We start from the raw sequence: 20,989 nt of genomic DNA, 5'->3' as shown, positions 1-20,989 counted from the left end.
CGTGCGCCTGTGCCCCCGTGCGTCCGTGCCCCTGGTCTCCCCGGGTCCTCCTGTGCCCGTGCCGCCGTCCACGCGGCCGTACGGGGGCCCGTACGGCTGCGTGGGCCCCGTGCGAGCTTCGCCACACTCCCGCCCCCGGTCGACGCCGGCGCGTAGCTCCGTCCGTATGGGGAACCCGCAGGTGGAGGCGGGCCGCGCAGGGTGCCCCGGCCGGTGCCGCGACTGTGGCGATCCGGGCGGTTCCTGTGGGTGTGGAACCCTCCGGCACGTTCGTCCGTCTGTGTCAGAGGACCCGCGGGGTGGACGTCGGGCCGGAACGGATCAGGGGACCCGACTCAGGACCGAGGAGCGCATGACCGAGGACAGCAGGGGCAGCGGCCCGCGTGTCGCGGGCCGGCGCCGACGCAAATCGGCGAAGCGGCGCAGGGCCGTCGTCATCGCCGCCTGGAGCGCTGCCGGAGTGGTCCTGCTGGGGGGCGCGGGCCTCGGCTACTTCTACGTCAAGTTCAACGGCAACCTGAAGACCGTCGACATCGACCAGGCCCTCGGCACCGACCGCCCGCAGAACGTCGACAACGGCTCGATGGACATCCTCGTCCTCGGCTCCGACTCCCGCGGCGGCGCCAACGGCGAGTACGGCCGGGACGACGGCGGCTCCGCCCGCTCCGACACCGCGATGATCGTCCACCTGTACGACGGCCACGAGAAGGCCAGTGTGGTGTCGATACCGCGCGACACCATGACGGCCCGTCCCGAGTGCCCCACCGGCAAGGGGAAGACGGACCCCGGTGGCACCCGCAAGCAGTTCAACGAGGCCTACACGATCGGCGGGGCCGCTTGCGCGGTCAAGACCGTCGAGAAGATGTCGGGGATCCGCATGGACCACTACATCGAGGTCGACTTCACCGGCTTCAAGAAGATCATCGACACCCTCGGCGGGGTCCACGTGACCACCACCAAGCCGATCAAGGACGCGTACAGCCATCTGGACCTCCCGGCCGGTCCCAACCAGCTGAACGGTGAGCAGGCCCTCGGCCTCGTCCGTACCCGCCACGGCGTCGGGGACGGCGGCGACCTCGGCCGAATACAGCTGCAGCAGGCCTTCATCAAGGCCTTGATCAAGCAGGTCAAGGGCGTCGGCCTGTTCGACAACCCCAAGAAGCTGCTCGACCTCGCGGACGCCGGCACCAAGGCGCTCACCACCGACAAGGCGCTCGGTGACGTGAAGTCCCTCGCGGGCTTCGCCCAGGGCCTCCAGGGCATCGACGCCCAGGACATGCAGATGATCACCCTGCCGGTGACGACCGACGCCGTCGACCCGGACCGCGTCACCCCGCTCAAGAAGGGGTCGCAGCTGGTCTGGGACGCCCTGCTGGCGGACCAGCCGATACCCGCCGAGGCCACCGAGCACTCGACCGGAGACAAGAGCACGGCCGGCGGGGTCGTCCAGTAGAGCCCCTTGGAGCCCCTGGAAGCCCCTGCCCGGACAGGTTCCGGGATGGTTCCGGGTGGCTGTCGGGCGGGTTCCGCAGGGGCGCGGAATAGATGCGGGCCCCCCTCCGTTGAGGGAGGCGTCCTCAGAATTTTGACAGGCAGCCCGGTCCTGGCAGACTGGTCTGTCGGCCCCGGTTCACGCAGTGCGCAATTCGGCTCCTGCGACCCGGCGCCCTCCCGAATCTAGGAGACACCTTGAAGCGCGATGTTCACCCCGAGTACGTCGAGACCCAGGTCAGCTGCACCTGTGGCGCGTCGTTCACCACCCGTAGCACCCTGACCGAGGGCTCCATCCGAGCCGAGGTCTGCTCCGAGTGCCACCCGTTCTACACGGGCAAGCAGAAGATCCTCGACACCGGTGGCCGCGTGGCCCGCTTCGAGGCGCGCTTCGGCAAGGGTGCGGCCAAGAAGTAGCGCGACCCAGGCGCCGGTCTGCGGCCGCTCCCTGTCCACTCGGGGGCGGCCGGACCGGCGCCTTTGTCGTCGTTTCGCCAAGCCACCCCGTTCGTACTTTCACCACAGGAGCCCCCGATGTTCGAGGCGGTCGAGGAACTGATCGGCGAGCACGCCGATCTCGAGAAGAGGCTCGCCGACCCTTCGGTCCACTCGGATCAGGCCAACGCGCGCAAGCTGAACAAGCGCTACGCGGAGCTGACCCCGATCGTGGCGACCTTCCGTGCCTGGAAGCAGTCGGCCGAGGACATCGAGACGGCCAAGGAGTTCGCGGCCGTCGACCCGGACTTCGCAGCCGAGGCCAAGGAGCTGACCCAGCAGCGCGAGGAGCTCACCGAGAAGCTCCGCCTGCTGCTGGTCCCGCGCGACCCCAGCGACGACAAGGACGTGCTCCTCGAGGTCAAGGCGGGCGCGGGCGGCGACGAGTCGGCGCTGTTCGCCGGCGACCTGCTGCGCATGTACCTGCGCTACGCCGAGCGCGTGGGCTGGAAGACCGAGATCATCGACGCCACCGAGTCCGAGCTCGGCGGCTACAAGGACGTCCAGGTCTCCGTGCGCACCAAGGGCGGCAACGGCGCCACCGAGCCCGGCCAGGGCGTGTGGGCCCGCCTGAAGTACGAGGGCGGCGTGCACCGCGTCCAGCGGGTTCCGGCCACCGAGTCCCAGGGCCGCATCCACACCTCCGCCGCCGGCGTGCTCGTCACCCCGGAGGCCGAGGAGGTCGAGGTCGAGATCAACATGAACGACCTCCGCATCGACGTGTACCGCTCGTCCGGCCCCGGCGGCCAGTCCGTCAACACCACCGACTCGGCCGTGCGCATCACGCACCTGCCGACCGGTGTGGTCGCCTCCTGCCAGAACGAGAAGAGCCAGCTCCAGAACAAGGAGCAGGCCATGCGCATCCTGCGTTCGAGGCTGCTGGCCGCGGCCCAGGAGGCCGCCGAGCAGGAAGCCTCCGACGTGCGCCGCAGCCAGGTGCGCTCCGTGGACCGCTCCGAGAAGATCCGGACGTACAACTACCCGGAAAACCGGATCTCGGACCACCGGACCGGCTTCAAGGCGTACAACTTGGACCAAGTGCTCGACGGTGACCTCGACCCGGTCATCCAGGCCTGCGTGGACACGGACTCCGCGGCCAAGCTCGCGGCCGCGCACTGACCCTGATCCCTGCTTCACCCCCCCCGTACGACAGCAGCCCGGAGGACCAGCGTGAACTTGCTGCTTGCCGAGGTGGCCCAGGCCACCCAGCGGCTGGCCGCCGCCGGCGTGCCCTCACCGCGCTTCGACGCGGAGGAGCTCGCGGCCTTCGTGCACGGCGTCAAGCGGGGGGAACTGCACCACGTCAAGGACGCGGACTTCGACGCCCGCTACTGGGAGGCCGTCGCGCGCCGCGAGGCGCGCGAGCCGCTCCAGCACATCACCGGCCGCGCCTTCTTCCGGTACCTGGAGCTCCAGGTCGGGCCCGGGGTCTTCGTACCCCGGCCCGAGACCGAGTCGGTCGTGGACTGGGCCATACACGCCGTCCGGGCCATGGACGTGGTCGAGCCGATGATCGTGGACCTGTGCACCGGTTCCGGCGCCATCGCGCTGGCCATGGCGCAGGAGGTGCCGCGCTCGCGCGTGCACGCGGTCGAGCTGTCCGAGGAAGCCCTGCGGTGGACCCGCAAGAACGCCGAGGGCTCCCGGGTCACCGTCCACCAGGGCGACGCCCTGAGCGCGCTGCCCGAGCTCGACGGCCAGGTCGACCTGGTCATCTCCAATCCGCCGTACATCCCGCTCACCGAGTGGGAGTACGTCGCACCCGAGGCCCGCGACCACGACCCGGAGATGGCGCTCTTCTCCGGCGAGGACGGCCTCGACACGATCCGCGGTATCGAGCGCACCGCCCACCGGCTGCTGCGGCCCGGCGGCATCGTCGTCATCGAGCACGCCGACACCCAGGGCGGCCAGGTCCCGTGGATCTTCGCCGAGGAACGGGGCTGGGCCGACGCGGCCGACCACCCGGACCTCAACAACCGCCCGCGCTTCGCGACGGCCCGCAAGGCACTGCCGTGACCGGCGCGACGATTCCCGCCACCACCCTGCTGCACGAGGAGGCCCGCTGATGGCCCGGCGATACGACTGCAACGACGCGACGGACCGTAAGACGGGTCTGCGTGAAGCCGCATCCGCCGTGCGCCGCGGCGAGCTCGTCGTGCTGCCCACCGACACCCTGTACGGGATCGGCGCGGACGCGTTCAGCCCGGAGGCCGTCCACGACCTGCTCGCCGCCAAGGGGCGGGGCCGCGGCATGCCCACCCCGGTGCTCATCGGCTCCCCGAACACCCTGCACGGCCTCGTCACGGACTTCTCCGAGCAGGCCTGGGAGCTCGTCGACGCCTTCTGGCCGGGCGCGCTGACGCTGGTCGCCAAGCACCAGCCGTCGCTGGCGTGGGACCTGGGGGACACCCAGGGCACCGTGGCCGTGCGGATGCCCCTGCACCCCGTCGCCATCGAGCTGCTGACCGAGGTCGGCCCGATGGCCGTGTCCTCCGCCAACCTGTCCGGGCACCCGGCGCCCGAGGACTGCGACGCGGCGCGCGAGATGCTCGGGGACTCCGTGTCCGTGTACCTGGACGGCGGCCCGACGCCCGGCATCCAGCCGTCGTCGATCGTCGACGTCACCGGCAAGGTTCCCGTCCTGCTGCGCGAGGGGGCGCTGACCGCCGAGCAGCTGCGGGAGGTCGTACCCGACCTCGAGGTGGCCCCGTGAGCCCTGAGGGGCGTGGCATAGCAGGGTGGCACCACTCGGCGGGCGCCGAGGAAAACACTTTCCGCATACTCCACGTCAGCACCGGCAACGTGTGCCGCTCGCCGATCACCGAGCGGCTGACGCGGCACGCCCTGTCGCACCGGCTGGGCGGGATCGTGACCGGCGACCTCATCGTGGAGAGCGCGGGGACCTGGGGCCACGAGGGCGCCCCGATGGAGGCCAACGCGGCCGCCGTGCTGGCGGACTTCGGGGCCGACGCCTCCGGGTTCACCGGGCGGGAGCTCCTCGACGAGCACGTCATACGCGCCGACCTCGTCCTGACCGCCACCCGTGACCACCGGGCGCAGGTCATCTCGATGGGTCATTCGGCGGGGCTGCGCACCTTCACGCTGAAGGAGTTCACCCGGCTGGTGCGGGCCATAGACCCGGCCACGCTGCCGCCGCTGGACGACGGCATGGTGGAGCGGGCGCGGTCGCTGGTGCGGGCCGCGGCCGCGCTGCGGGGGTGGCTGCTGGCGCCGTCGCCCGACGCGGACGAGGTGTACGACCCGTACGGGGCCCCGATCACCTTCTTCCGGTCGATCGGCGACGAGATCAACCAGGCGCTGGATCCCGTGGTGACGGCCCTGACGGGTGTGACCGCGCCGCGTTGACCCTGCGGGGTGCGTGTGTGCTCCGCTGCGCGGGGCTTCTCTCCCCGCCCCGCCCTTTCTCCGTTTCCCGGGCGCTGCCCGGACCCGCGCCTCAAACGCCGGCGGGGCTGGATTCGGCCCGGCGGGGCTGAATGTGCGTCGGCGGGGTGAAAGCGGGCGTGATGGGTGGCCTCGGCCTACAGTGGCTGGTACCCGGTACCACCCTGGAGTCGCGCCATGAGCGTCATCACCCAGCCCACGGACCTGCTGCGCCGGCAGGACCCGCAGATGGCCGACGTACTCGCCGGGGAGCGGGACCGGCAGGCCAGCACGCTGCAGCTGAGTGCTGCGGAGAACTTCACCTCGACCGCCGTACTCGCCGCGCTCGGCTCCGCGCTCGCCAACAAGTACGCCGAGGGGTATCCCGGCGCCCGGCACCACGGCGGGTGCGAATACGCCGACCTGGCCGAGCGGATGGCCGTCGAGCGGGCCAAGGTGCTGTTCGGGGCCGAGCACGCCAACGTGCAGCCGCATTCCGGCTCCTCCGCCGTGCTCGCCGCGTACGCCGCGCTGCTGCGCCCCGGGGACACCGTGCTGGCGATGGGGCTCTCGTACGGGGGGCACCTCACCCACGGGTCGCCCGCCAACTTCTCCGGGCGATGGTTCGACTTCGTCGGGTACGGGGTCGACGCCGAGACGGGCCTCATCGACTACCAGCAGGTGCAGGACCTCGCCCGCGCGCACCGGCCGAAGGCCATCGTGTGCGGGTCCATCTCCTACCCGCGCCACCCCGAGTACTCGGCCTTCCGGGAGATCGCCGACGAGGTCGGGGCCTACCTGATCGCCGACGCCGCCCACCCGATCGGGCTGGTGGCCGGCGGGGCCGCGCCCAGCCCCGTGCCCTACGCCGACATCGTCTGCGCGACCACGCACAAGGTGCTGCGCGGGCCGCGCGGCGGGATGATCCTGTGCGGCTCCGAGTTCGCCGAGCGCATCGACCGGGCCGTGTTCCCCTTCACACAGGGCGGGGCGCAGATGCACACCATCGCCGCCAAGGCCGTGGCCTTCGGCGAGGCGGCCGGGCCGGCCTTCACCACGTACGCGCACCGGGTCGTCGCCAACGCCCGGGTGCTGGCGGACGCGCTCGAGGAGCGCGGGTTCGCCATCACCACCGGCGGCACCGACACGCACCTGCTCACCGCGGACCCGGCCCCGCTGGGCATGGACGGGCCGACCGCCCGCGGCCGGCTGGCCGCCGCCGGGATCGTGCTCGACACCTGCGCCCTCCCGTACGGGGATCAGCGGGGCGTCCGGCTGGGCACGGCCGCCGTGACCACCCAGGGGATGGGGGAGGCGGAGATGCTCCGGATCGCGACGTTGTTCGCCGCCGCGCTGCAGGGCGATGGCGCGAAGACACGTACGGAGGTCAATGAGCTCACACTCGAATTTCCCCCTTACAGGGAGTAACTGGTACAAGAAGGGCGTACTGCAACCGGGATACGGTCCCCTCGCGTCCTCGGAGGAGGGGACATCGCAGCTAATGTGTGGGGCTGAGATGGCCGGCGATACATCTGGGGCAGCCCGTGCGTGAATATCTGCTGACGCTTTGCGTCACGGTCGCGGTGACCTACCTGCTGACCGGGCCCGTGCGGAAGTTCGCGATCGCGGCCGGGGCCATGCCGGAGATCCGTGCCCGCGACGTCCACCGCGAGCCCACGCCACGGCTGGGCGGCATCGCCATGTTCGGCGGTCTGTGCGCGGGACTGCTGGTCGCCGACCACCTGCGGAACCTCAACGGCGTCTTCGAGCTGTCGAACGAACCGCGCGCGCTGCTCTCCGGCGCGGCCCTGATCTGGCTGGTCGGCGTCCTCGACGACAAGTTCGAGCTCGACGCCCTGATCAAGCTCGGCGCTCAGATGATCTCCGCCGGCGTGATGGTCATGCAGGGTCTGACCATCCTGTGGATCCCCGTCCCGGGCATCGGCACGGTCCCGCTCACCCAGTGGCAGGGCAACCTGCTCACCGTGGCCCTCGTCGTGATCACCATCAACGCGGTGAACTTCGTGGACGGCCTCGACGGCCTCGCCGCCGGCATGGTCTGCATCGCCGCCGCCGCGCTCTTCCTCTACGCGTACCGGATCTGGTTCGGCTACGGCATCGAGTCGGCCGCGCCCGCGACCCTCTTCGCCGCGATCCTGATGGGCATGTGCCTGGGCTTCCTGCCGCACAACATGCACCCTGCCCGGATCTTCATGGGCGACTCCGGCTCGATGCTCATCGGCCTGGTGCTGGCCGCCTCCGCGATCTCCCTCACCGGTCAGGTGGACCCGGACGCGCTGGCCCTCTTCGCGGGTGGCGAGCGCAACGCGACCCACGCGATGCTCCCCGCCTACATCCCGCTGATCCTGCCCCTGACGGTCATCGCGATCCCGATGGCGGACCTGGTCCTGGCCATCGTCCGGCGTACGTGGAAGGGCCAGTCGCCCTTCGCGGCCGACCGCGGACACCTGCACCACCGGCTGCTGGAACTCGGGCATTCGCACAGCCGCGCGGTCATGATCATGTACTTCTGGTCGGGGCTGATCGCCTTCGGCACGGTGGCGTACTCGGTGCACTCCGCCACGATGTGGATCGTGATGGCGATCGCCATGCTGAGCGCGGTCGGCCTGGTCCTGCTGCTCCTGCCGCGCTTCACCCCGCGCACCCCGCGCTGGGCGGAGGGTCTGGTCCCGCCGCGCTACCGGCACGCCGCACGGGCCGCCGAGGCCGCCGCGGAGGCGGCCGCACGGGACGCCTCGGGCGCGGAGCCGAAGCCCGCCAGGCCCATCGCGGCGGGCGTCTCCGGCGTCAACGGAGCGACCGCCGTGGGCCCCCGTTCGCGCTTCCCCGACCGGCGTAAGGCTGAATCCACCCGCTGACCGCCGGGTCGCATGTCGGACAAGGATGCCCTTTAGCAGACAAGACGCTCTCTTGTCCCGCACACACGCGCAGGGTCCCTCTCATGTGTGACAGTCAGCACATCCGGCAGGTAAAGCTCTCATCAAATAGTTTGTGATACCGTTCACTAAACCCGGCGACAGAGCCGAAGGACCGTAGTGCGACGGTCCCTTGGCCCGAGGTTCCCTCTCGGACCGGGCTTACGCTCGTCCCGTACGAGTCCAGTGCCCCCACCACCACGCGGAGCAAACCGCCATGCGGTCAGATGACGTCCGACTCCTCCTTCAAGCCGCCGTACCCACCGCTGCCGTCGGCGCTCTCGCCGCCGTGATCAGCGGGCTGGTCGTCGGCGGCAAGGGTGTGATCGGGGCCGTCATCGCGACGCTGATCGTGATTCTTTTCATGGGTATCGGATTCGTCGTTCTGCAGCGCACGGCGAAATCACTCCCGCATCTCTTCCAGGCCATGGGGCTCATGCTCTACACGGCCCAGATCCTGTTGCTTTTCGTGTTTGTCGCGGCGTTCAAGAACACCACCCTGTTCCACCCCAAGGCGTTCGCGATCACGCTCGTGGCGACCACCCTCGTGTGGATCGCCGCGCAGACCCGTGCTCACATGAAGGCCAAGATTCTTTACGTCGAGCCGGACTCGACGAAGGGCGACAAGCCCGAAAACCCTGGGCCGAAGTCGTGAAGGGTAGGGCCGGGATAAGTGGGCGTTCGAGATCCTGCTATCGTCCGGTGCCAACTGCGGCACTGCGGGCGCGGGCATCTGAAGCTGACGCCTGTTCCATCGCGAGGCTCGATGCCTGACTGCCGCCCCACCATCCGTAACACCAGTCCAGTGCCGAACCGCGGCTGCGCGCCGCGCCGACACAACGAGGTTGCCGTACCTATGCGCCACGCTGAAGGAGCCCGCGGTGAGTGCTGATCCGACGACGGTGCTCGCCTTCGAGACCGACTGCCACATCTTCGACGGTTGTGGCTTCCCGGCTCCCGGTCTGCACTCGTTCCTGTTCGAGCCGATCTTCGGCAACGCGGACAGCAACACCTACTTCAACAAGACGATGCTGCTGGCCTTGCTCGGCACGGTCGTCATCGTCGGCTTCTTCTGGCTGGCCTTCCGCAAGCCGAAGGTTGTCCCGGGCAAGCTCCAGATGGTCGCCGAGGCCGGGTACGACTTCGTACGCCGCGGCATCGTGTACGAGACGCTGGGCAAGAAGGAGGGCGAGAAGTACGTCCCCCTGATGGTCTCGCTGTTCTTCTTCGTCTGGATGCTGAACCTCTGGTCCATCATTCCGCTGGCCCAGTTCCCGGTGACGGCGATCATCGCGTACCCGGCCGGCCTCGCGGCCATCGTGTACGTGATCTGGATGAGCGTGACCTTCAAGCGTCACGGCTTCGTCGGGGGCTTCAAGAACCTGACGGGCTACGACAAGTCGCTCGGCCCGGTTCTGCCGATGGTCATGGTCATCGAGTTCTTCTCGAACGTCCTGGTCCGCCCCTTCACCCACGCGGTCCGACTGTTCGCGAACATGTTCGCCGGTCACACCCTGCTGCTGCTCTTCACCATCGCCAGCTGGTACCTGCTGAACGGGATCGGCATCGCCTACGCGGGCGTCTCGTTCGTCATGGTCCTCGTGATGACGGCTTTCGAGCTCTTCATCCAGGCTGTTCAGGCGTACGTCTTCGTGCTCCTGGCCTGCAGCTTCATTCAGGGCGCGGTCGCAGAGCACCACTGACCATCCCCCTGAACCCTTAGTCGTCCGGTGGCCAACCCCCACCGGTCCGTGAAAGAGAAGGAAGAACTGGCATGTCCCAGACCCTTGCTGCCGTCTCCGGTTCCCTCGGCTCCATCGGTTACGGCCTCGCGGCCATCGGCCCCGGTGTCGGCGTCGGCATCATCTTCGGTAACGGCACCCAGGCTCTCGCCCGTCAGCCCGAGGCTGCCGGCCTGATCCGCGCCAACCAGATCCTCGGCTTCGCCTTCTGTGAGGCGCTCGCGCTCATCGGTCTGGTTATGCCGTTCGTCTACGGCGTGTGATCTTCGGATTCACGACCATCCACTAGACGAAAGGCACTGATGTGAACCTCATGGTTCTCGCGGCCGAGGAAATTCAGAGTCCTCTCATCCCGCCGCTCCCCGAGCTCGTCATCGGTCTGATCGCCTTCGTCATCGTCTTCGGCTTCCTTGCGAAGAAGCTCCTCCCGAACATCAACAAGGTTCTGGAAGAGCGCCGCGAGGCGATCGAGGGCGGTATCGAGAAGGCGGAAGCCGCTCAGACCGAGGCCCAGAGCGTCCTGGAGCAGTACAAGGCCCAGCTCGCCGAAGCCCGGCACGAGGCCGCGCGCCTGCGCCAGGAAGCGCTGGAGCAGGGCACTGCGCTCAAGGAAGAACTGCGCGCAGAGGGCCAGCGGCAGCGTGAGGAGATCATCGCTGCCGGCCACGCCCAGATCGCGGCCGACCGCAAGGCCGCTTCCCAGGCGCTGCGCCAGGACGTGGGCAAGCTCGCCACCGACCTGGCCGGAAAGCTCGTCGGCGAGTCCCTTGAGGACCACGCCCGGCAGAGCCGCACCATCGACCGTTTCCTCAGCGAGCTTGAGGAGAAGGCCGAGGCAGCCCGATGAACGGAGCGAGCCGCGAGGCGCTGGCCTCCGCGCGTGAGCGTCTCGACGCGCTGACGGACAACACGTCCGTCGACGCGGCGAAGCTCGCCGGTGAGCTGGCTGCCGTCACCGCGCTGCTCGACCGTGAGGTCTCGCTGCGTCGGGTCATCACGGACCCGGCGCAGGCAGGCGAGGCCAAGGCCGAGCTGGCCGGTCGGCTGCTCGGCGGTCAGGTCGGCGGGGAGACCCTCGACCTGGTGTCCGGCATGGTGCGGTCCCGCTGGTCGCAGTCCCGCGACCTGGTGGACTCGCTGGAGGAGCTGGCGGCCACCGCCGACCTCACGGCGGCCCAGCAGGGCGGCGCGCTCGACAACGTCGAGGACGAGATCTTCCGCTTCGGCCGGATCGTCTCCTCGAGCACCGAGCTGCGTGCCGCGCTGACCGACCGTGCGGCCACCGTCTCCGCCAAGAGCGAGCTGCTGCGCAGCCTGCTCGGCGGCAAGGCGAACGCCGTCACCGAGCGCCTGGTGGTCCGTCTCGTCACGCTTCCGCGTGGACGTAGCCTGGAAGCGGGACTCGAGTCCCTTTCCACGCTCGCCGCCGAGCGCCGCAACCGCATGGTCGCCACCGTGACCAGCGCGGTTCCGCTCAGCGACGTGCAGAAGGCGCGTCTCGGCGCGGTGCTGGCGAAGCTGTACGGCCGCCAGATGCACCTGAACCTCGACGTGGACCCCGAGGTCCTCGGCGGGATCTCGGTGCGAGTCGGCGACGAGGTCATCGACGGCACCATCGCGGACCGCGTCGAAGAGGCGTCCCGCCGCATGGCCGGCTGACCAGCCACCAAAAGAACAACGCATTCCTAGCGGCCCGGTTGGGCCGTGCAGAACTTGCAGAAGATTCCTGGGGGTCGCCCCCAGACCCCAAAGAAGCTTCAGGCCCAACAAGGAGAGCAGGGAACCCAGATGGCGGAGCTCACGATCCGGCCGGAGGAGATCCGGGACGCACTGGAGAACTTTGTCCAGTCGTACCAGCCGGACGCGGCCTCGCGCGAGGAGGTCGGAACGGTCAGCGTTGCCGGCGACGGCATCGCGAAGGTGGAGGGCCTGCCCTCCGCCATGGCGAACGAGCTGCTGAAGTTCGAGGACGGCACCCTCGGTCTCGCCCTCAACCTCGAGGAGCGCGAGATCGGTGCGGTCGTCCTCGGCGAGTTCAGCGGTATCGAGGAGGGCCAGCCGGTGCAGCGCACCGGTGAGGTTCTCTCCGTCGGCGTCGGCGAGGGTTACCTCGGCCGCGTTGTCGACCCGCTCGGCAACCCGATCGACGGTCTCGGCGAGATCGCGACCGAGGGCCGCCGCGCCCTCGAGCTGCAGGCCCCCGGCGTCATGGTCCGCAAGTCGGTCCACGAGCCGATGCAGACCGGCTACAAGGCCATCGACGCGATGGTCCCCGTCGGCCGCGGCCAGCGTCAGCTGATCATCGGCGACCGTCAGACGGGTAAGACCGCCCTGGCCGTCGACACGATCATCAACCAGCGCGACAACTGGCGCTCGGGCGACGTGAACAAGCAGGTTCGCTGCATCTACGTCGCCATCGGCCAGAAGGGCTCGACCATCGCGTCCGTTCGCGGCGCCCTGGAAGACGCAGGCGCGCTCGAGTACACGACGATCGTCGCCGCCCCGGCGTCCGACCCGGCCGGCTTCAAGTACCTGGCGCCGTACACCGGTTCCGCCATCGGCCAGCACTGGATGTACGCCGGCAAGCACGTCCTGATCATCTTCGACGACCTGTCGAAGCAGGCCGACGCCTACCGCGCCGTGTCGCTGCTGCTGCGCCGCCCGCCGGGCCGCGAGGCCTACCCGGGTGACGTCTTCTACCTGCACTCCCGTCTGCTGGAGCGCTGCGCGAAGCTGTCCGACGACATGGGCGCCGGTTCGATGACCGGTCTGCCGATCGTCGAGACCAAGGCGAACGACGTGTCGGCGTTCATCCCGACCAACGTCATCTCCATCACCGACGGCCAGTGCTTCCTGGAGTCCGACCTGTTCAACGCGGGCCAGCGCCCGGCGCTGAACGTCGGCATCTCGGTCTCCCGCGTCGGTGGTTCCGCCCAGCACAAGGCCATGAAGCAGGTTTCCGGCCGTCTGCGCCTGGACCTCGCCCAGTACCGTGAGCTGGAGGCGTTCGCCGCCTTCGGTTCCGACCTGGACGCCGCGTCGAAGTCTTCGCTGGAGCGCGGCAAGCGTCTGGTCGAGCTGCTGAAGCAGGGCCAGTACCAGCCGATGCCCGTCGAGGAGCAGGTCATCTCCGTCTGGGCCGGCACCACCGGCAAGATGGACGACGTCCCGGTCAACGACATCCGTCGCTTCGAGTCGGAGCTGCTGGAGCACCTGCGCCGCGAGCGCAAGGACCTCCTCACCTCCATCGCCGACGGCGGCAAGATGTCGGACGACACCCTGACGTCCATCGCTGACGCCATCGCCGGCTTCAAGCGCCAGTTCGAGACCTCGGACGGCAAGCTCCTGGGCGAGGACGCACCGGCCGTCAACGTCTCCAAGTGACGACGGAAGGGACCTGACTCATGGGAGCGCAGCTCCGGGTCTACAAGCGTCGCATCCGTGCCATCACGGCGACCAAGAAGATCACCAAGGCGATGGAGATGATCGCCGCCTCGCGCATCGTCAAGGCGCAGCGCAAGGTGGCGGCATCGATGCCGTACGCGACCGAGCTCACCCGTGCGGTGACCGCGGTGGCGACCGGCTCGAACACGAAGCACGCCCTGACCACCGAGGTCGAGACGCCGACCCGCGCCGCGGTCCTGCTCATCACGAGCGACCGCGGTCTGGCCGGCGGCTACTCCTCGAACGCCATCAAGCAGGCGGAGCGGCTCACCGAGCGGCTGCGCGCTGAGGGCAAGGACGTCGACACCTACATCGTCGGCCGCAAGGGTCTGGCCTACTACGGATTCCGCGAGCGCAAGGTCGCGGATTCGTGGACCGGCTTCACCGACAGCCCGGCCTACGCCGACGCCAAGCGCGTCGCCGGGCCGCTGATCGAGGCCATCCAGACGGAGACGGCCGAGGGCGGCGTCGACGAGCTGCACATCGTCTACACGGAATTCGTGTCGATGATGACGCAGAACCCGGTGGACGGTCGGATGCTGCCGCTCAGCCTTGAGAAGGCTGCGGAGGAGACCGGTGCGAAGGGCGAGATCCTTCCGCTGTTCGACTTCGAGCCGTCGGCGGAGGACGTCCTCGACGCCCTGCTGCCGCGCTACGTCGAGAGCCGCATCTACAACGCACTGCTGCAGTCGGCCGCTTCCGAGCACGCCGCCCGCCGCCGCGCGATGAAGTCGGCGACCGACAACGCCGGGGATCTCATCAAGAGCCTCTCCCGGCTTGCCAACGCGGCCCGCCAGGCCGAAATCACCCAGGAAATCAGCGAGATCGTCGGTGGCGCCAGCGCCATGGCAGACGCGACCGCGGGGAGTGACAAGTAATGACGACCACTGTTGAGACGGCCGCCGCCACGGGCCGCGTCGCCCGGGTCATCGGCCCGGTCGTCGACGTGGAGTTCCCCGTCGACGCGATGCCCGAGATCTACAACGCGCTGAAGGTCCAGGTCGCCGACCCGGCCGAGGACGGCGCGCTCAAGACGCTGACCCTGGAAGTCGCCCAGCACCTGGGTGACGGCCTGGTCCGCACCATCTCCATGCAGCCCACCGACGGTCTGGTCCGCCAGGCCGCGGTGACCAACACGGGCGAGGGCATCACCGTCCCCGTCGGTGACTTCACCAAGGGCAAGGTGTTCAACACCCTCGGTGAGGTGCTGAACTACCCGGAGGAGAACGCCAACGTCACCGAGCGCTGGCCGATCCACCGCAAGGCCCCTCGCTTCGACGAGCTCGAGTCGAAGACCGAGATGTTCGAGACCGGCGTCAAGGTCATCGACCTTCTCACCCCGTACGTCAAGGGTGGAAAGATCGGTCTGTTCGGTGGTGCCGGTGTCGGCAAGACCGTTCTGATCCAGGAAATGATCTACCGCGTCGCCAACAACCACGACGGTGTGTCGGTCTTCGCGGGCGTCGGTGAGCGTACCCGTGAGGGCAACGACCTCATCGAGGAGATGGCCGAGTCCGGCGTCATCGACAAGACGGCGCTTGTCTTCGGTCAGATGGACGAGCCCCCGGGCACCCGTCTGCGCGTCGCCCTTGCCGGTCTGACCATGGCGGAGTACTTCCGCGATGTGCAGAAGCAGGACGTGCTGTTCTTCATCGACAACATCTTCCGGTACACCCAGGCGGGTTCCGAGGTGTCGACCCTGCTCGGCCGTATGCCCTCCGCGGTGGGTTACCAGCCGAACCTGGCCGACGAGATGGGTCTCCTCCAGGAGCGCATCACCTCGACCCGTGGTCACTCGATCACCTCGATGCAGGCGATCTACGTCCCCGCGGACGACCTGACCGACCCGGCGCCGGCGACCACCTTCGCCCACCTCGACGCGACGACGGTTCTCTCCCGTCCGATCTCCGAGAAGGGCATCTACCCGGCCGTGGACCCGCTGGACTCGACGTCCCGCATCCTCGACCCGCGGTACATCGCGGCGGACCACTACGCCACGGCGATGCGCGTCAAGGGGATCCTGCAGAAGTACAAGGACCTCCAGGACATCATCGCGATCCTCGGTATCGACGAGCTGGGCGAGGAGGACAAGCTCGTTGTCCACCGTGCCCGTCGCGTCGAGCGCTTCCTGTCGCAGAACACCCACGTCGCCAAGCAGTTCACCGGTGTCGACGGTTCGGACGTTCCGCTGGAGGAGTCGATCACCGCGTTCAACGCGATCTGCGACGGTGACTACGACCACTTCCCCGAGCAGGCGTTCTTCCTGTGCGGTGGCATCGAGGACCTGAAGGCGAACGCCAAGGAGCTGGGCGTCTCCTGATCCGGCGCGCTCCGCGAGGGGCGCATCCGGTTCACAGGCCACCGGCGGACGCCGACAGCGTCTGCAGACGGAGAGGGGCGGGTGTGTCCCGTCCCTCTCCCCACGCCCATTAGAATTTGACCCAACACCCGGCCGACCCGCCGGGTGGTGACCCGAGGAGCCACCTTGGCTGCTGAGCTGCACGTCGAGCTGGTCGCGGCGGACCGCAATGTCTGGTCCGGCGAGGCCACCCTTGTTGTCGCCCGCACCACGTCCGGCGACATCGGCGTCATGCCCGGTCACCAGCCGCTTCTCGGTGTGCTGGAATCGGGCCCTGTGACCATCCGCACCAGCGAGGGCAACACTGTCGTCGCCGCGGTGCACGGCGGTTTCATCTCGTTCGCGGACAACAAGCTGTCCCTGCTGGCCGAGATCGCCGAGCTCGCGGACGAGATTGACGTCCAGCGTGCGGAGCGGGCACTGGAGCGCGCGAAGGCGGAGGCCGATGCGGCCGCCGAGCGTCGCGCGGATGTCCGGCTGCGCGCCGTAACGGGTTGAACGCCCGTCGGAGTTTGATCGTTTGAGTCCCGGGGGGCGACCGCCGGGACTCGGCAGACCTCAGCCGCGGTCCGTTCTGGAATTTTCCAGACCGGGTCGCGGCTGAGGCGATGCAGGTCCGTTTTTTCTCATGCGTATTCGATGAGCGAGGAGGTCGGTGAAGATGCTCCTCGCTCTGCTTGTGAGCGGCCTGGTCGTAGCCCTGGTGGTGATCGGGCTGTTTGTCTTCGGACTGCGCCGCAGGCTCATCCAGCGGTCCGGCGGAACCTTCGACTGCAGCATGCGCTGGGGTGTGTCCGAGAAACCCGACATCTCCGGCAAGGGCTGGGTGTACGGGGTCGCGCGCTACAGCGGTGACCGGATCGAGTGGTTCCGGGTGTTCTCGTACTCCCCGCGACCGCGCCGGCTGCTGGAGCGCTCCTCCATCGAGGTCGTCGCCCGCCGCGCCCCGGAGGGCGAGGAGGAGCTGGCCCTGCTCTCCGACGCCGTCGTGCTCGGCTGTGTCCACCGGGGGACCCGCCTGGAGCTGGCCATGAGCGAGGACGCCCTGACCGGCTTCCTGGCCTGGCTGGAGGCGGCGCCGCCCGGCCAGAGGGTGAATGTCGCGTAGCGCTTTCAGGACATGAGGAAGCCGGGGAGACGGGGGCGGACCCGTCTCCCCGGCTTCGGCCTTTACTGGAGCCCGGTGTGGATCGCGTTCGCGAGCTCACCGTTCGCGGTGTCGCCGCTGAACTCCCAGAAGAAGGCTCCCTTCAGGCCCTGCTGCTTGGCCCAGGTCATCTTCCCGGCGATGGTGGCGGGGGTGTCGTAGCTCCACCAGTTGCTGCCGCACTTGGCGTAGGCCGTGCCGGCGACGGTGCCGGTGGCCGGGCAGCTGGTCTTGAGCACCTTGTAGTCCTCGATGCCCTGTTCGTACGTGCCCTGCGCCGGTCCGGTGGCGGTGCCGCCGGGGGCCGCCTGGGTGACGCCCGTCCAGCCGCGGCCGTAGAAGCCGATGCCGAGGTTGAGCTTGGCGCCGGGGACGCCCTTGGCCTTGAGCTTGGCGATGGCGTCGGCGGAGTTGAAGCCGGCCTGCGGGATGCCGGCGTACGAGGTCAGCGGGGAGTGCGGGGCCGTCGGGCCCTGCGCCGCCCAGGCGCCGAAGAAGTCGTACGTCATGACGTTGTAGAAGTCGACGTACTGCGCGGCGCCGCCGTAGTCGGCCGCGTCGATCTTGCCGCCGCTGGAGGCGTCGGCGGTGATGGCCGCGGTGACCAGGTTGTTCGCGCCGAACCTGGCGCGCGTCGCCTGCATCAGGTTCTTGAAGGCGGCCGCGCCGCTGGTGTCGCAGGACAGGCCGCAGGCGTTCGGGTACTCCCAGTCCAGGTCGATGCCGTCGAAGACGTCGGCCCAGCGCGGGTCCTCGACCAGGTTGTGGCAGGACTGGGCGAAGGCGGCCGGGTTGGCGGCGGCCTGCGGGAACCCGCCGGACCAGGTCCAGCCGCCGAAGGACCACAGCACCTTGATGTGCGGGTAGGCCTTCTTCAGCTTGCGGAGCTGGTTGAAGTTGCCGCGCAGGGGCTGGTCCCAGGTGTCGGCGACGCCGTCGACGCTCTGGTCGGCGGTGTAGGCCTTGTCGTAGTCGGCGTAGGAGTCGCCGATGGTGCACTGGCCGTTCTGGACGTTGCCGAACGCGTAGTTGATGTGGGTGATCTTGCTCGCCGAGCCCGAGGTGACCAGGTTCTTCACGTGGTAGTTGCGGCCGTAGACGCCCCACTCGGTGAAGTAGCCGAGCTTGACCTTGCCGCCCGGGTCCGGGGGAACGACCCCGCCGGTCGTGGTCACCGTGGTGGAGCCGGAGGAGGGTCCGGTCTGGTCGACGGTGTCACGGGCGGTGACGCTGTACGTGTACGTGGTGCCCTTGGTCAGGCCCGAGTCCGCGTAGCTGGTCCCGGTGACGGTGGCGATCTTGGCGGAGCCCCGGTAGACGTCGTAGTTCTTGACGCCCTTGTCGTCCGTGGCCGGGGTCCAGGTCAGGGTCAGCGAGGTGTCGGCGACGTTGCTCGCGGTGGGGGCGCCGGGAGCGGTGGGGAGAGTGTCGCCGGGCTGGGTGCCGCCGTCGCAGGAGGCGCCGTTGATCTTGCAGCCGCTCGGGGCGCCGGAGCCGGCGCCGTTGAAGCCGAAGCTGGCCGTCCCGCCGGGGGCGAGGGTGCCGTTCCAGCCGACGTTCTTGGCTGTCCAGTGGGTGCCCGAGGAGGTGACGGTGGCGTCCCAGGCCGAGGTGACCGAGGTGCCCGCCGGGTAGTCCCACTCCACGGTCCAGCTGGTGAGGGTGGTGGTGCCGGTGTTCTTGACCACCCACTTGCCCTCGAAGCCGGTGCCCCAGTCGGAGACCTTGGTGTACGTCGCGGTCGCGGAGGTGGCGGCCTGGGCCGGGCCGGCCAGGACGACGAGACCGGTGACGGGCAGGGCGAGCGCGGCCACGACGGCCGCGACGCGGGTGAAGAACCGGGAACGCCTGGTGCGGGGTGGGGATGCTGTGCTCAAGGGTGATCCTCCGTAGGTCCGTCGTGGTCGTGGGGCCGACTTCGACATGGGGTGGGACCTGCGCCGCCCGTGAGCACGCTTTGTCATGGCACGCTCACCACAGTGTGCGGCGAGCGTAGAAAGGTCTGGACCAAGCGTCAAGAGGTCCAGACCTCCTCCGTGAGAACTCGCCGGGAATTCCCCGGAGTTCCCGTCAGCGCTCCAACTCCTGCGCCAGAACGGCCGCTTGGACCCGGCTGCGCAGCTCCAGCTTGCCCAGCAGCCTGCTGACGTGCGTCTTCACCGTCGCCTCGGCCATGGACAGCCGCACCGCGATCTCCGCGTTCGAGAGCCCGTCGCCCAGGCAGCCGAGCACCTCCCGCTCCCGGGGCGTCAGCGAGGCCACCGCGGCCAGCGTCGCCGGCGGGACCTGCGGCCGCCGGGCCTGCGGAGCCGCGAACTCGGCGATCAGCCGCCGGGTCACCGCCGGGGCGATCAGGCCCTCCCCGCGCGCGACCGTCCGCACCGCCTCGATCAGCTCCGCCGCGTCCGCGTTCTTCAGGAGGAAGCCCGCCGCCCCGGCCCGCAGCGCCCCGAAGACGTACTCGTCGAGGTCGAAGGTGGTCAGCACCAGGACGTCGGCCAGCCCCTCCGCGACCACCTGGCGCGTCGCGGACACCCCGTCGAGCCGGGGCATCTGCACGTCCATGAGGACGAGATCCGGCCGCAGCTCCCGGGCCAGGCGCACCGCCTCCTCCCCGTCGCCGGCCTCGCCCGCCACCTCGATGTCGCCCGCGCTGCGCAGGATGAGCACCAGCCCGGCGCGCACCGCGCTCTGGTCCTCCGCCACCACGACCCGGATGGTCATGCCTCCACCGCCTTCTCGTCCGCGGGCAGGGTCGCCCGTACCTGCCACGTCTCGCCGGACCGGCCCGCCGAGAACTCCCCGCCCAGCAGCTCCGCCCGCTCCCGCATGCCGATCACGCCGGCGCCGGAGCCGGGGGCCCGCGGGCCCGCACGGTGCCCGTACGGGGAGTCCACCGCCACGGTCAGCAGGCCGTCCGCCCGGGCCACGCGGACCGTGACCGTGCCCGCGACGGCGTGCTTGAGCGCATTGGTCAGCGACTCCTGGACGATCCGGTACGCGGCCAGGTCCACGGGGGCCGGCAGCGTCTCCTTCTCCGGCGGCCGGTCGTCGTGCAGGACGAAGTCCAGCCCGCTCGCCGAGCCGTTGCTGCGGGCCTGCCCCAGCAGGGCGTCCAGGCCGGCCAGGGTGGGCAGGGCGACGGGCTCCGTCCCGGCTCCGGCGTCCCGCAGCAGCCCGATCAGGCGACGCATTTCGGCCAGGCCCTGGACGCTGTTCTCCCGGATCACCCCGAGCGCCTCGCGGCTGGTGCCGGCCTGGTCGATGGAGAGCGCGGCGGTGGAGTGGATGGCGATCGCGGAGAGGTGGTTGGCCACCATGTCGTGCAGCTCCCGGGCCATCCGGGCGCGCTCGGCGGCGACCGCCTGGCTGCGGTCCATCTCGGCCAGCAGCGCGGTCTGCTCGGCACGCAGCCGGGCGGCCACGGCGGCCTCGCGGTGGTTGCGCAGGGTGGCGCCGGTCAGCGCCGGCGCGAAGCTCACGAGGCCGGTGACCACGCCGATGAGCAGGGCCTCCGGGGTGCGGAACCAGGCCAGGAAGCCGATGGTGACGGCCACGGTGACCAGGCCGGTGCTGATCGGGAGCCGCCGGGCCGCGGCGGGTGACCCGTACACGACGGCCGCGTACATCAGGTCGGTGAAGATCAGGACGGTCACGAGGCTGCCGACCGTGAACTCGTTGGCGATCACGCCGAGGGTGCCGACGGCCAGGGCCAGGGACGGCCTCGTGCGGCGCAGCAGCTCCATCGAGGCGAGGACCACGAGGGGGATCAGGGCGGCCCAGGCGGGCAGGAGGTGCCGGACGGCGCTGCTGTAGACGCCCAGCGACCACATCACCAGGCCCGCGATCAGGCTGACCACGGCGAGGAGGACGTCGTGGCGGTGCGGGCGCAGGCTCTTCTTGGTCACCGTCCCATCCAACAGGGTGCGCGGGGCGCCTGCCTCGGCGGAGAGGCCGAGTTGTCGGTACATCGAAGGATGCAGCCGCTTTT

At 69.5% G+C, this 20,989-nt stretch carries 21 protein-coding genes; 18 read left to right on the top strand and 3 right to left on the bottom strand.

Annotated features, from left to right (window positions below; all coding sequences use genetic code 11):
* Window positions 1-352: 352 nt before the first annotated feature.
* The 18 genes from OG534_RS11535 to OG534_RS11450 all read left to right on the top strand — a co-directional run bounded on the left by OG534_RS11535 (window position 353) and on the right by OG534_RS11450 (window position 16,959).
* Entirely contained in the window at window positions 353-1,453 is a 1,101-nt protein-coding gene (locus tag OG534_RS11535; RefSeq protein ID WP_326587994.1) for an LCP family protein, read from the top strand.
* A 236-nt stretch (window positions 1,454-1,689) separates the two neighbouring features.
* Window positions 1,690-1,908 (top strand): 50S ribosomal protein L31, encoded by a 219-nt coding sequence (gene rpmE, locus OG534_RS11530; RefSeq protein WP_030708126.1) that lies wholly within the window; start codon window positions 1,690-1,692, stop codon window positions 1,906-1,908.
* Window positions 1,909-2,025: 117 nt separating this feature from the next.
* Window positions 2,026-3,105: a peptide chain release factor 1 gene (gene prfA / locus OG534_RS11525; RefSeq protein WP_326587993.1), complete on the top strand. Its 1,080-nt coding sequence runs from the start codon at window positions 2,026-2,028 to the stop codon at window positions 3,103-3,105.
* 51 nt (window positions 3,106-3,156) lie between these two features.
* Complete coding sequence (gene prmC / locus OG534_RS11520) at window positions 3,157-4,002, top strand: peptide chain release factor N(5)-glutamine methyltransferase (RefSeq protein WP_326587992.1); 846 nt, start codon at window positions 3,157-3,159, stop codon at window positions 4,000-4,002.
* Window positions 4,003-4,051: 49 nt separating this feature from the next.
* Entirely contained in the window at window positions 4,052-4,699 is a 648-nt protein-coding gene (locus OG534_RS11515; protein ID WP_326587991.1) for an L-threonylcarbamoyladenylate synthase, read from the top strand.
* Complete coding sequence (locus OG534_RS11510; RefSeq protein ID WP_326587990.1) at window positions 4,696-5,352, top strand: arsenate reductase/protein-tyrosine-phosphatase family protein; 657 nt, start codon at window positions 4,696-4,698, stop codon at window positions 5,350-5,352. Before OG534_RS11515 ends, OG534_RS11510 begins: the two co-directional genes overlap by 4 nt.
* A 216-nt stretch (window positions 5,353-5,568) precedes the next feature.
* A complete protein-coding gene (gene glyA / locus OG534_RS11505; RefSeq protein WP_326587989.1) occupies window positions 5,569-6,798 on the top strand; it encodes a serine hydroxymethyltransferase in 1,230 nt (409 codons plus the stop codon).
* Between the two features lie 116 nt (window positions 6,799-6,914).
* A complete protein-coding gene (locus OG534_RS11500) occupies window positions 6,915-8,249 on the top strand; it encodes an MraY family glycosyltransferase (protein WP_326587988.1) in 1,335 nt (444 codons plus the stop codon).
* A gap of 274 nt (window positions 8,250-8,523) precedes the next feature.
* The gene (locus OG534_RS11495; RefSeq protein WP_326587987.1) at window positions 8,524-8,961 is read left to right on the top strand and encodes a hypothetical protein; all 438 of its coding nucleotides are present in this window, start codon (window positions 8,524-8,526) and stop codon (window positions 8,959-8,961) included.
* A gap of 211 nt (window positions 8,962-9,172) precedes the next feature.
* Entirely contained in the window at window positions 9,173-10,009 is an 837-nt protein-coding gene (gene atpB, locus OG534_RS11490) for a F0F1 ATP synthase subunit A (RefSeq protein WP_326593559.1), read from the top strand.
* Between the two features lie 71 nt (window positions 10,010-10,080).
* Window positions 10,081-10,311: an ATP synthase F0 subunit C gene (gene atpE / locus OG534_RS11485; protein WP_031039373.1), complete on the top strand. Its 231-nt coding sequence runs from the start codon at window positions 10,081-10,083 to the stop codon at window positions 10,309-10,311.
* Between the two features lie 50 nt (window positions 10,312-10,361).
* Entirely contained in the window at window positions 10,362-10,895 is a 534-nt protein-coding gene (locus tag OG534_RS11480) for a F0F1 ATP synthase subunit B (protein ID WP_045321207.1), read from the top strand.
* Window positions 10,892-11,707: a F0F1 ATP synthase subunit delta gene (locus tag OG534_RS11475; protein WP_326587986.1), complete on the top strand. Its 816-nt coding sequence runs from the start codon at window positions 10,892-10,894 to the stop codon at window positions 11,705-11,707. Before OG534_RS11480 ends, OG534_RS11475 begins: the two co-directional genes overlap by 4 nt.
* 129 nt (window positions 11,708-11,836) lie before the next feature.
* Window positions 11,837-13,432 (top strand): F0F1 ATP synthase subunit alpha, encoded by a 1,596-nt coding sequence (gene atpA / locus OG534_RS11470; protein ID WP_326587985.1) that lies wholly within the window; start codon window positions 11,837-11,839, stop codon window positions 13,430-13,432.
* 20 nt (window positions 13,433-13,452) lie between these two features.
* Window positions 13,453-14,370, top strand: a complete 918-nt coding sequence (locus OG534_RS11465; RefSeq protein ID WP_326587984.1) for a F0F1 ATP synthase subunit gamma — start codon at window positions 13,453-13,455, stop codon at window positions 14,368-14,370.
* A complete protein-coding gene (gene atpD / locus OG534_RS11460) occupies window positions 14,370-15,812 on the top strand; it encodes a F0F1 ATP synthase subunit beta (RefSeq protein ID WP_326587983.1) in 1,443 nt (480 codons plus the stop codon). The genes OG534_RS11465 and atpD overlap by 1 nt, the downstream gene beginning before the upstream one ends.
* A gap of 165 nt (window positions 15,813-15,977) precedes the next feature.
* Window positions 15,978-16,349: a F0F1 ATP synthase subunit epsilon gene (locus OG534_RS11455; RefSeq protein WP_150259378.1), complete on the top strand. Its 372-nt coding sequence runs from the start codon at window positions 15,978-15,980 to the stop codon at window positions 16,347-16,349.
* Between the two features lie 163 nt (window positions 16,350-16,512).
* Window positions 16,513-16,959, top strand: coding sequence for a DUF2550 domain-containing protein (locus OG534_RS11450; RefSeq protein ID WP_326587982.1), 447 nt, complete (start codon window positions 16,513-16,515; stop codon window positions 16,957-16,959).
* Between the two features lie 62 nt (window positions 16,960-17,021).
* Here the strand turns inward: OG534_RS11450 and OG534_RS11445 are convergent, their stop codons facing one another.
* From OG534_RS11445 to OG534_RS11435, 3 genes are all read right to left on the bottom strand, one after another.
* On the bottom strand, window positions 17,022-18,923 hold the full coding sequence (locus OG534_RS11445) for a glycoside hydrolase family 18 chitinase (RefSeq protein ID WP_326587981.1): 1,902 nt from the start codon (window positions 18,921-18,923) through the stop codon (window positions 17,022-17,024).
* 145 nt (window positions 18,924-19,068) lie between these two features.
* Window positions 19,069-19,722, bottom strand: a complete 654-nt coding sequence (locus OG534_RS11440; protein ID WP_326587980.1) for a response regulator transcription factor — start codon at window positions 19,720-19,722, stop codon at window positions 19,069-19,071.
* A complete protein-coding gene (locus OG534_RS11435) occupies window positions 19,719-20,969 on the bottom strand; it encodes a sensor histidine kinase (protein ID WP_326587979.1) in 1,251 nt (416 codons plus the stop codon). The genes OG534_RS11440 and OG534_RS11435 overlap by 4 nt, the downstream gene beginning before the upstream one ends.
* Between the last annotated feature and the right edge of the window lie 20 nt (window positions 20,970-20,989).

The sequence above is a fragment of the Streptomyces sp. NBC_01294 genome (assembly GCF_035917235.1).
GTDB lineage: Bacteria > Actinomycetota > Actinomycetes > Streptomycetales > Streptomycetaceae > Streptomyces > Streptomyces caledonius.
Note: the sequence above shows the minus strand (reverse complement) of the source record. Positions and strands in the feature narration are given on the sequence as shown.

What these genes read in the sequence shown, in the direction of transcription:
- OG534_RS11535 (WP_326587994.1), top strand. Translation starts at nt 353, where the DNA reads ATGACCGAGGACAGCAGGGGCAGCGGCCCGCGTGTCGCGGGCCGGCGC.
- prfA (WP_326587993.1), top strand. Translation starts at nt 2,026, where the DNA reads ATGTTCGAGGCGGTCGAGGAACTGATCGGCGAGCACGCCGATCTCGAG.
- OG534_RS11515 (WP_326587991.1), top strand. Translation starts at nt 4,052, where the DNA reads ATGGCCCGGCGATACGACTGCAACGACGCGACGGACCGTAAGACGGGT.
- glyA (WP_326587989.1), top strand. Translation starts at nt 5,569, where the DNA reads ATGAGCGTCATCACCCAGCCCACGGACCTGCTGCGCCGGCAGGACCCG.
- OG534_RS11495 (WP_326587987.1), top strand. Translation starts at nt 8,524, where the DNA reads ATGCGGTCAGATGACGTCCGACTCCTCCTTCAAGCCGCCGTACCCACC.
- atpE (WP_031039373.1), top strand. Translation starts at nt 10,081, where the DNA reads ATGTCCCAGACCCTTGCTGCCGTCTCCGGTTCCCTCGGCTCCATCGGT.
- OG534_RS11480 (WP_045321207.1), top strand. Translation starts at nt 10,362, where the DNA reads ATGGTTCTCGCGGCCGAGGAAATTCAGAGTCCTCTCATCCCGCCGCTC.
- OG534_RS11475 (WP_326587986.1), top strand. Translation starts at nt 10,892, where the DNA reads ATGAACGGAGCGAGCCGCGAGGCGCTGGCCTCCGCGCGTGAGCGTCTC.
- atpA (WP_326587985.1), top strand. Translation starts at nt 11,837, where the DNA reads ATGGCGGAGCTCACGATCCGGCCGGAGGAGATCCGGGACGCACTGGAG.
- OG534_RS11465 (WP_326587984.1), top strand. Translation starts at nt 13,453, where the DNA reads ATGGGAGCGCAGCTCCGGGTCTACAAGCGTCGCATCCGTGCCATCACG.
- atpD (WP_326587983.1), top strand. Translation starts at nt 14,370, where the DNA reads ATGACGACCACTGTTGAGACGGCCGCCGCCACGGGCCGCGTCGCCCGG.
- OG534_RS11450 (WP_326587982.1), top strand. Translation starts at nt 16,513, where the DNA reads ATGCTCCTCGCTCTGCTTGTGAGCGGCCTGGTCGTAGCCCTGGTGGTG.
- OG534_RS11445 (WP_326587981.1), bottom strand. Translation starts at nt 18,923, where the DNA reads ATGTCGAAGTCGGCCCCACGACCACGACGGACCTACGGAGGATCACCC.
- OG534_RS11440 (WP_326587980.1), bottom strand. Translation starts at nt 19,722, where the DNA reads ATGACCATCCGGGTCGTGGTGGCGGAGGACCAGAGCGCGGTGCGCGCC.
- OG534_RS11435 (WP_326587979.1), bottom strand. Translation starts at nt 20,969, where the DNA reads ATGTACCGACAACTCGGCCTCTCCGCCGAGGCAGGCGCCCCGCGCACC.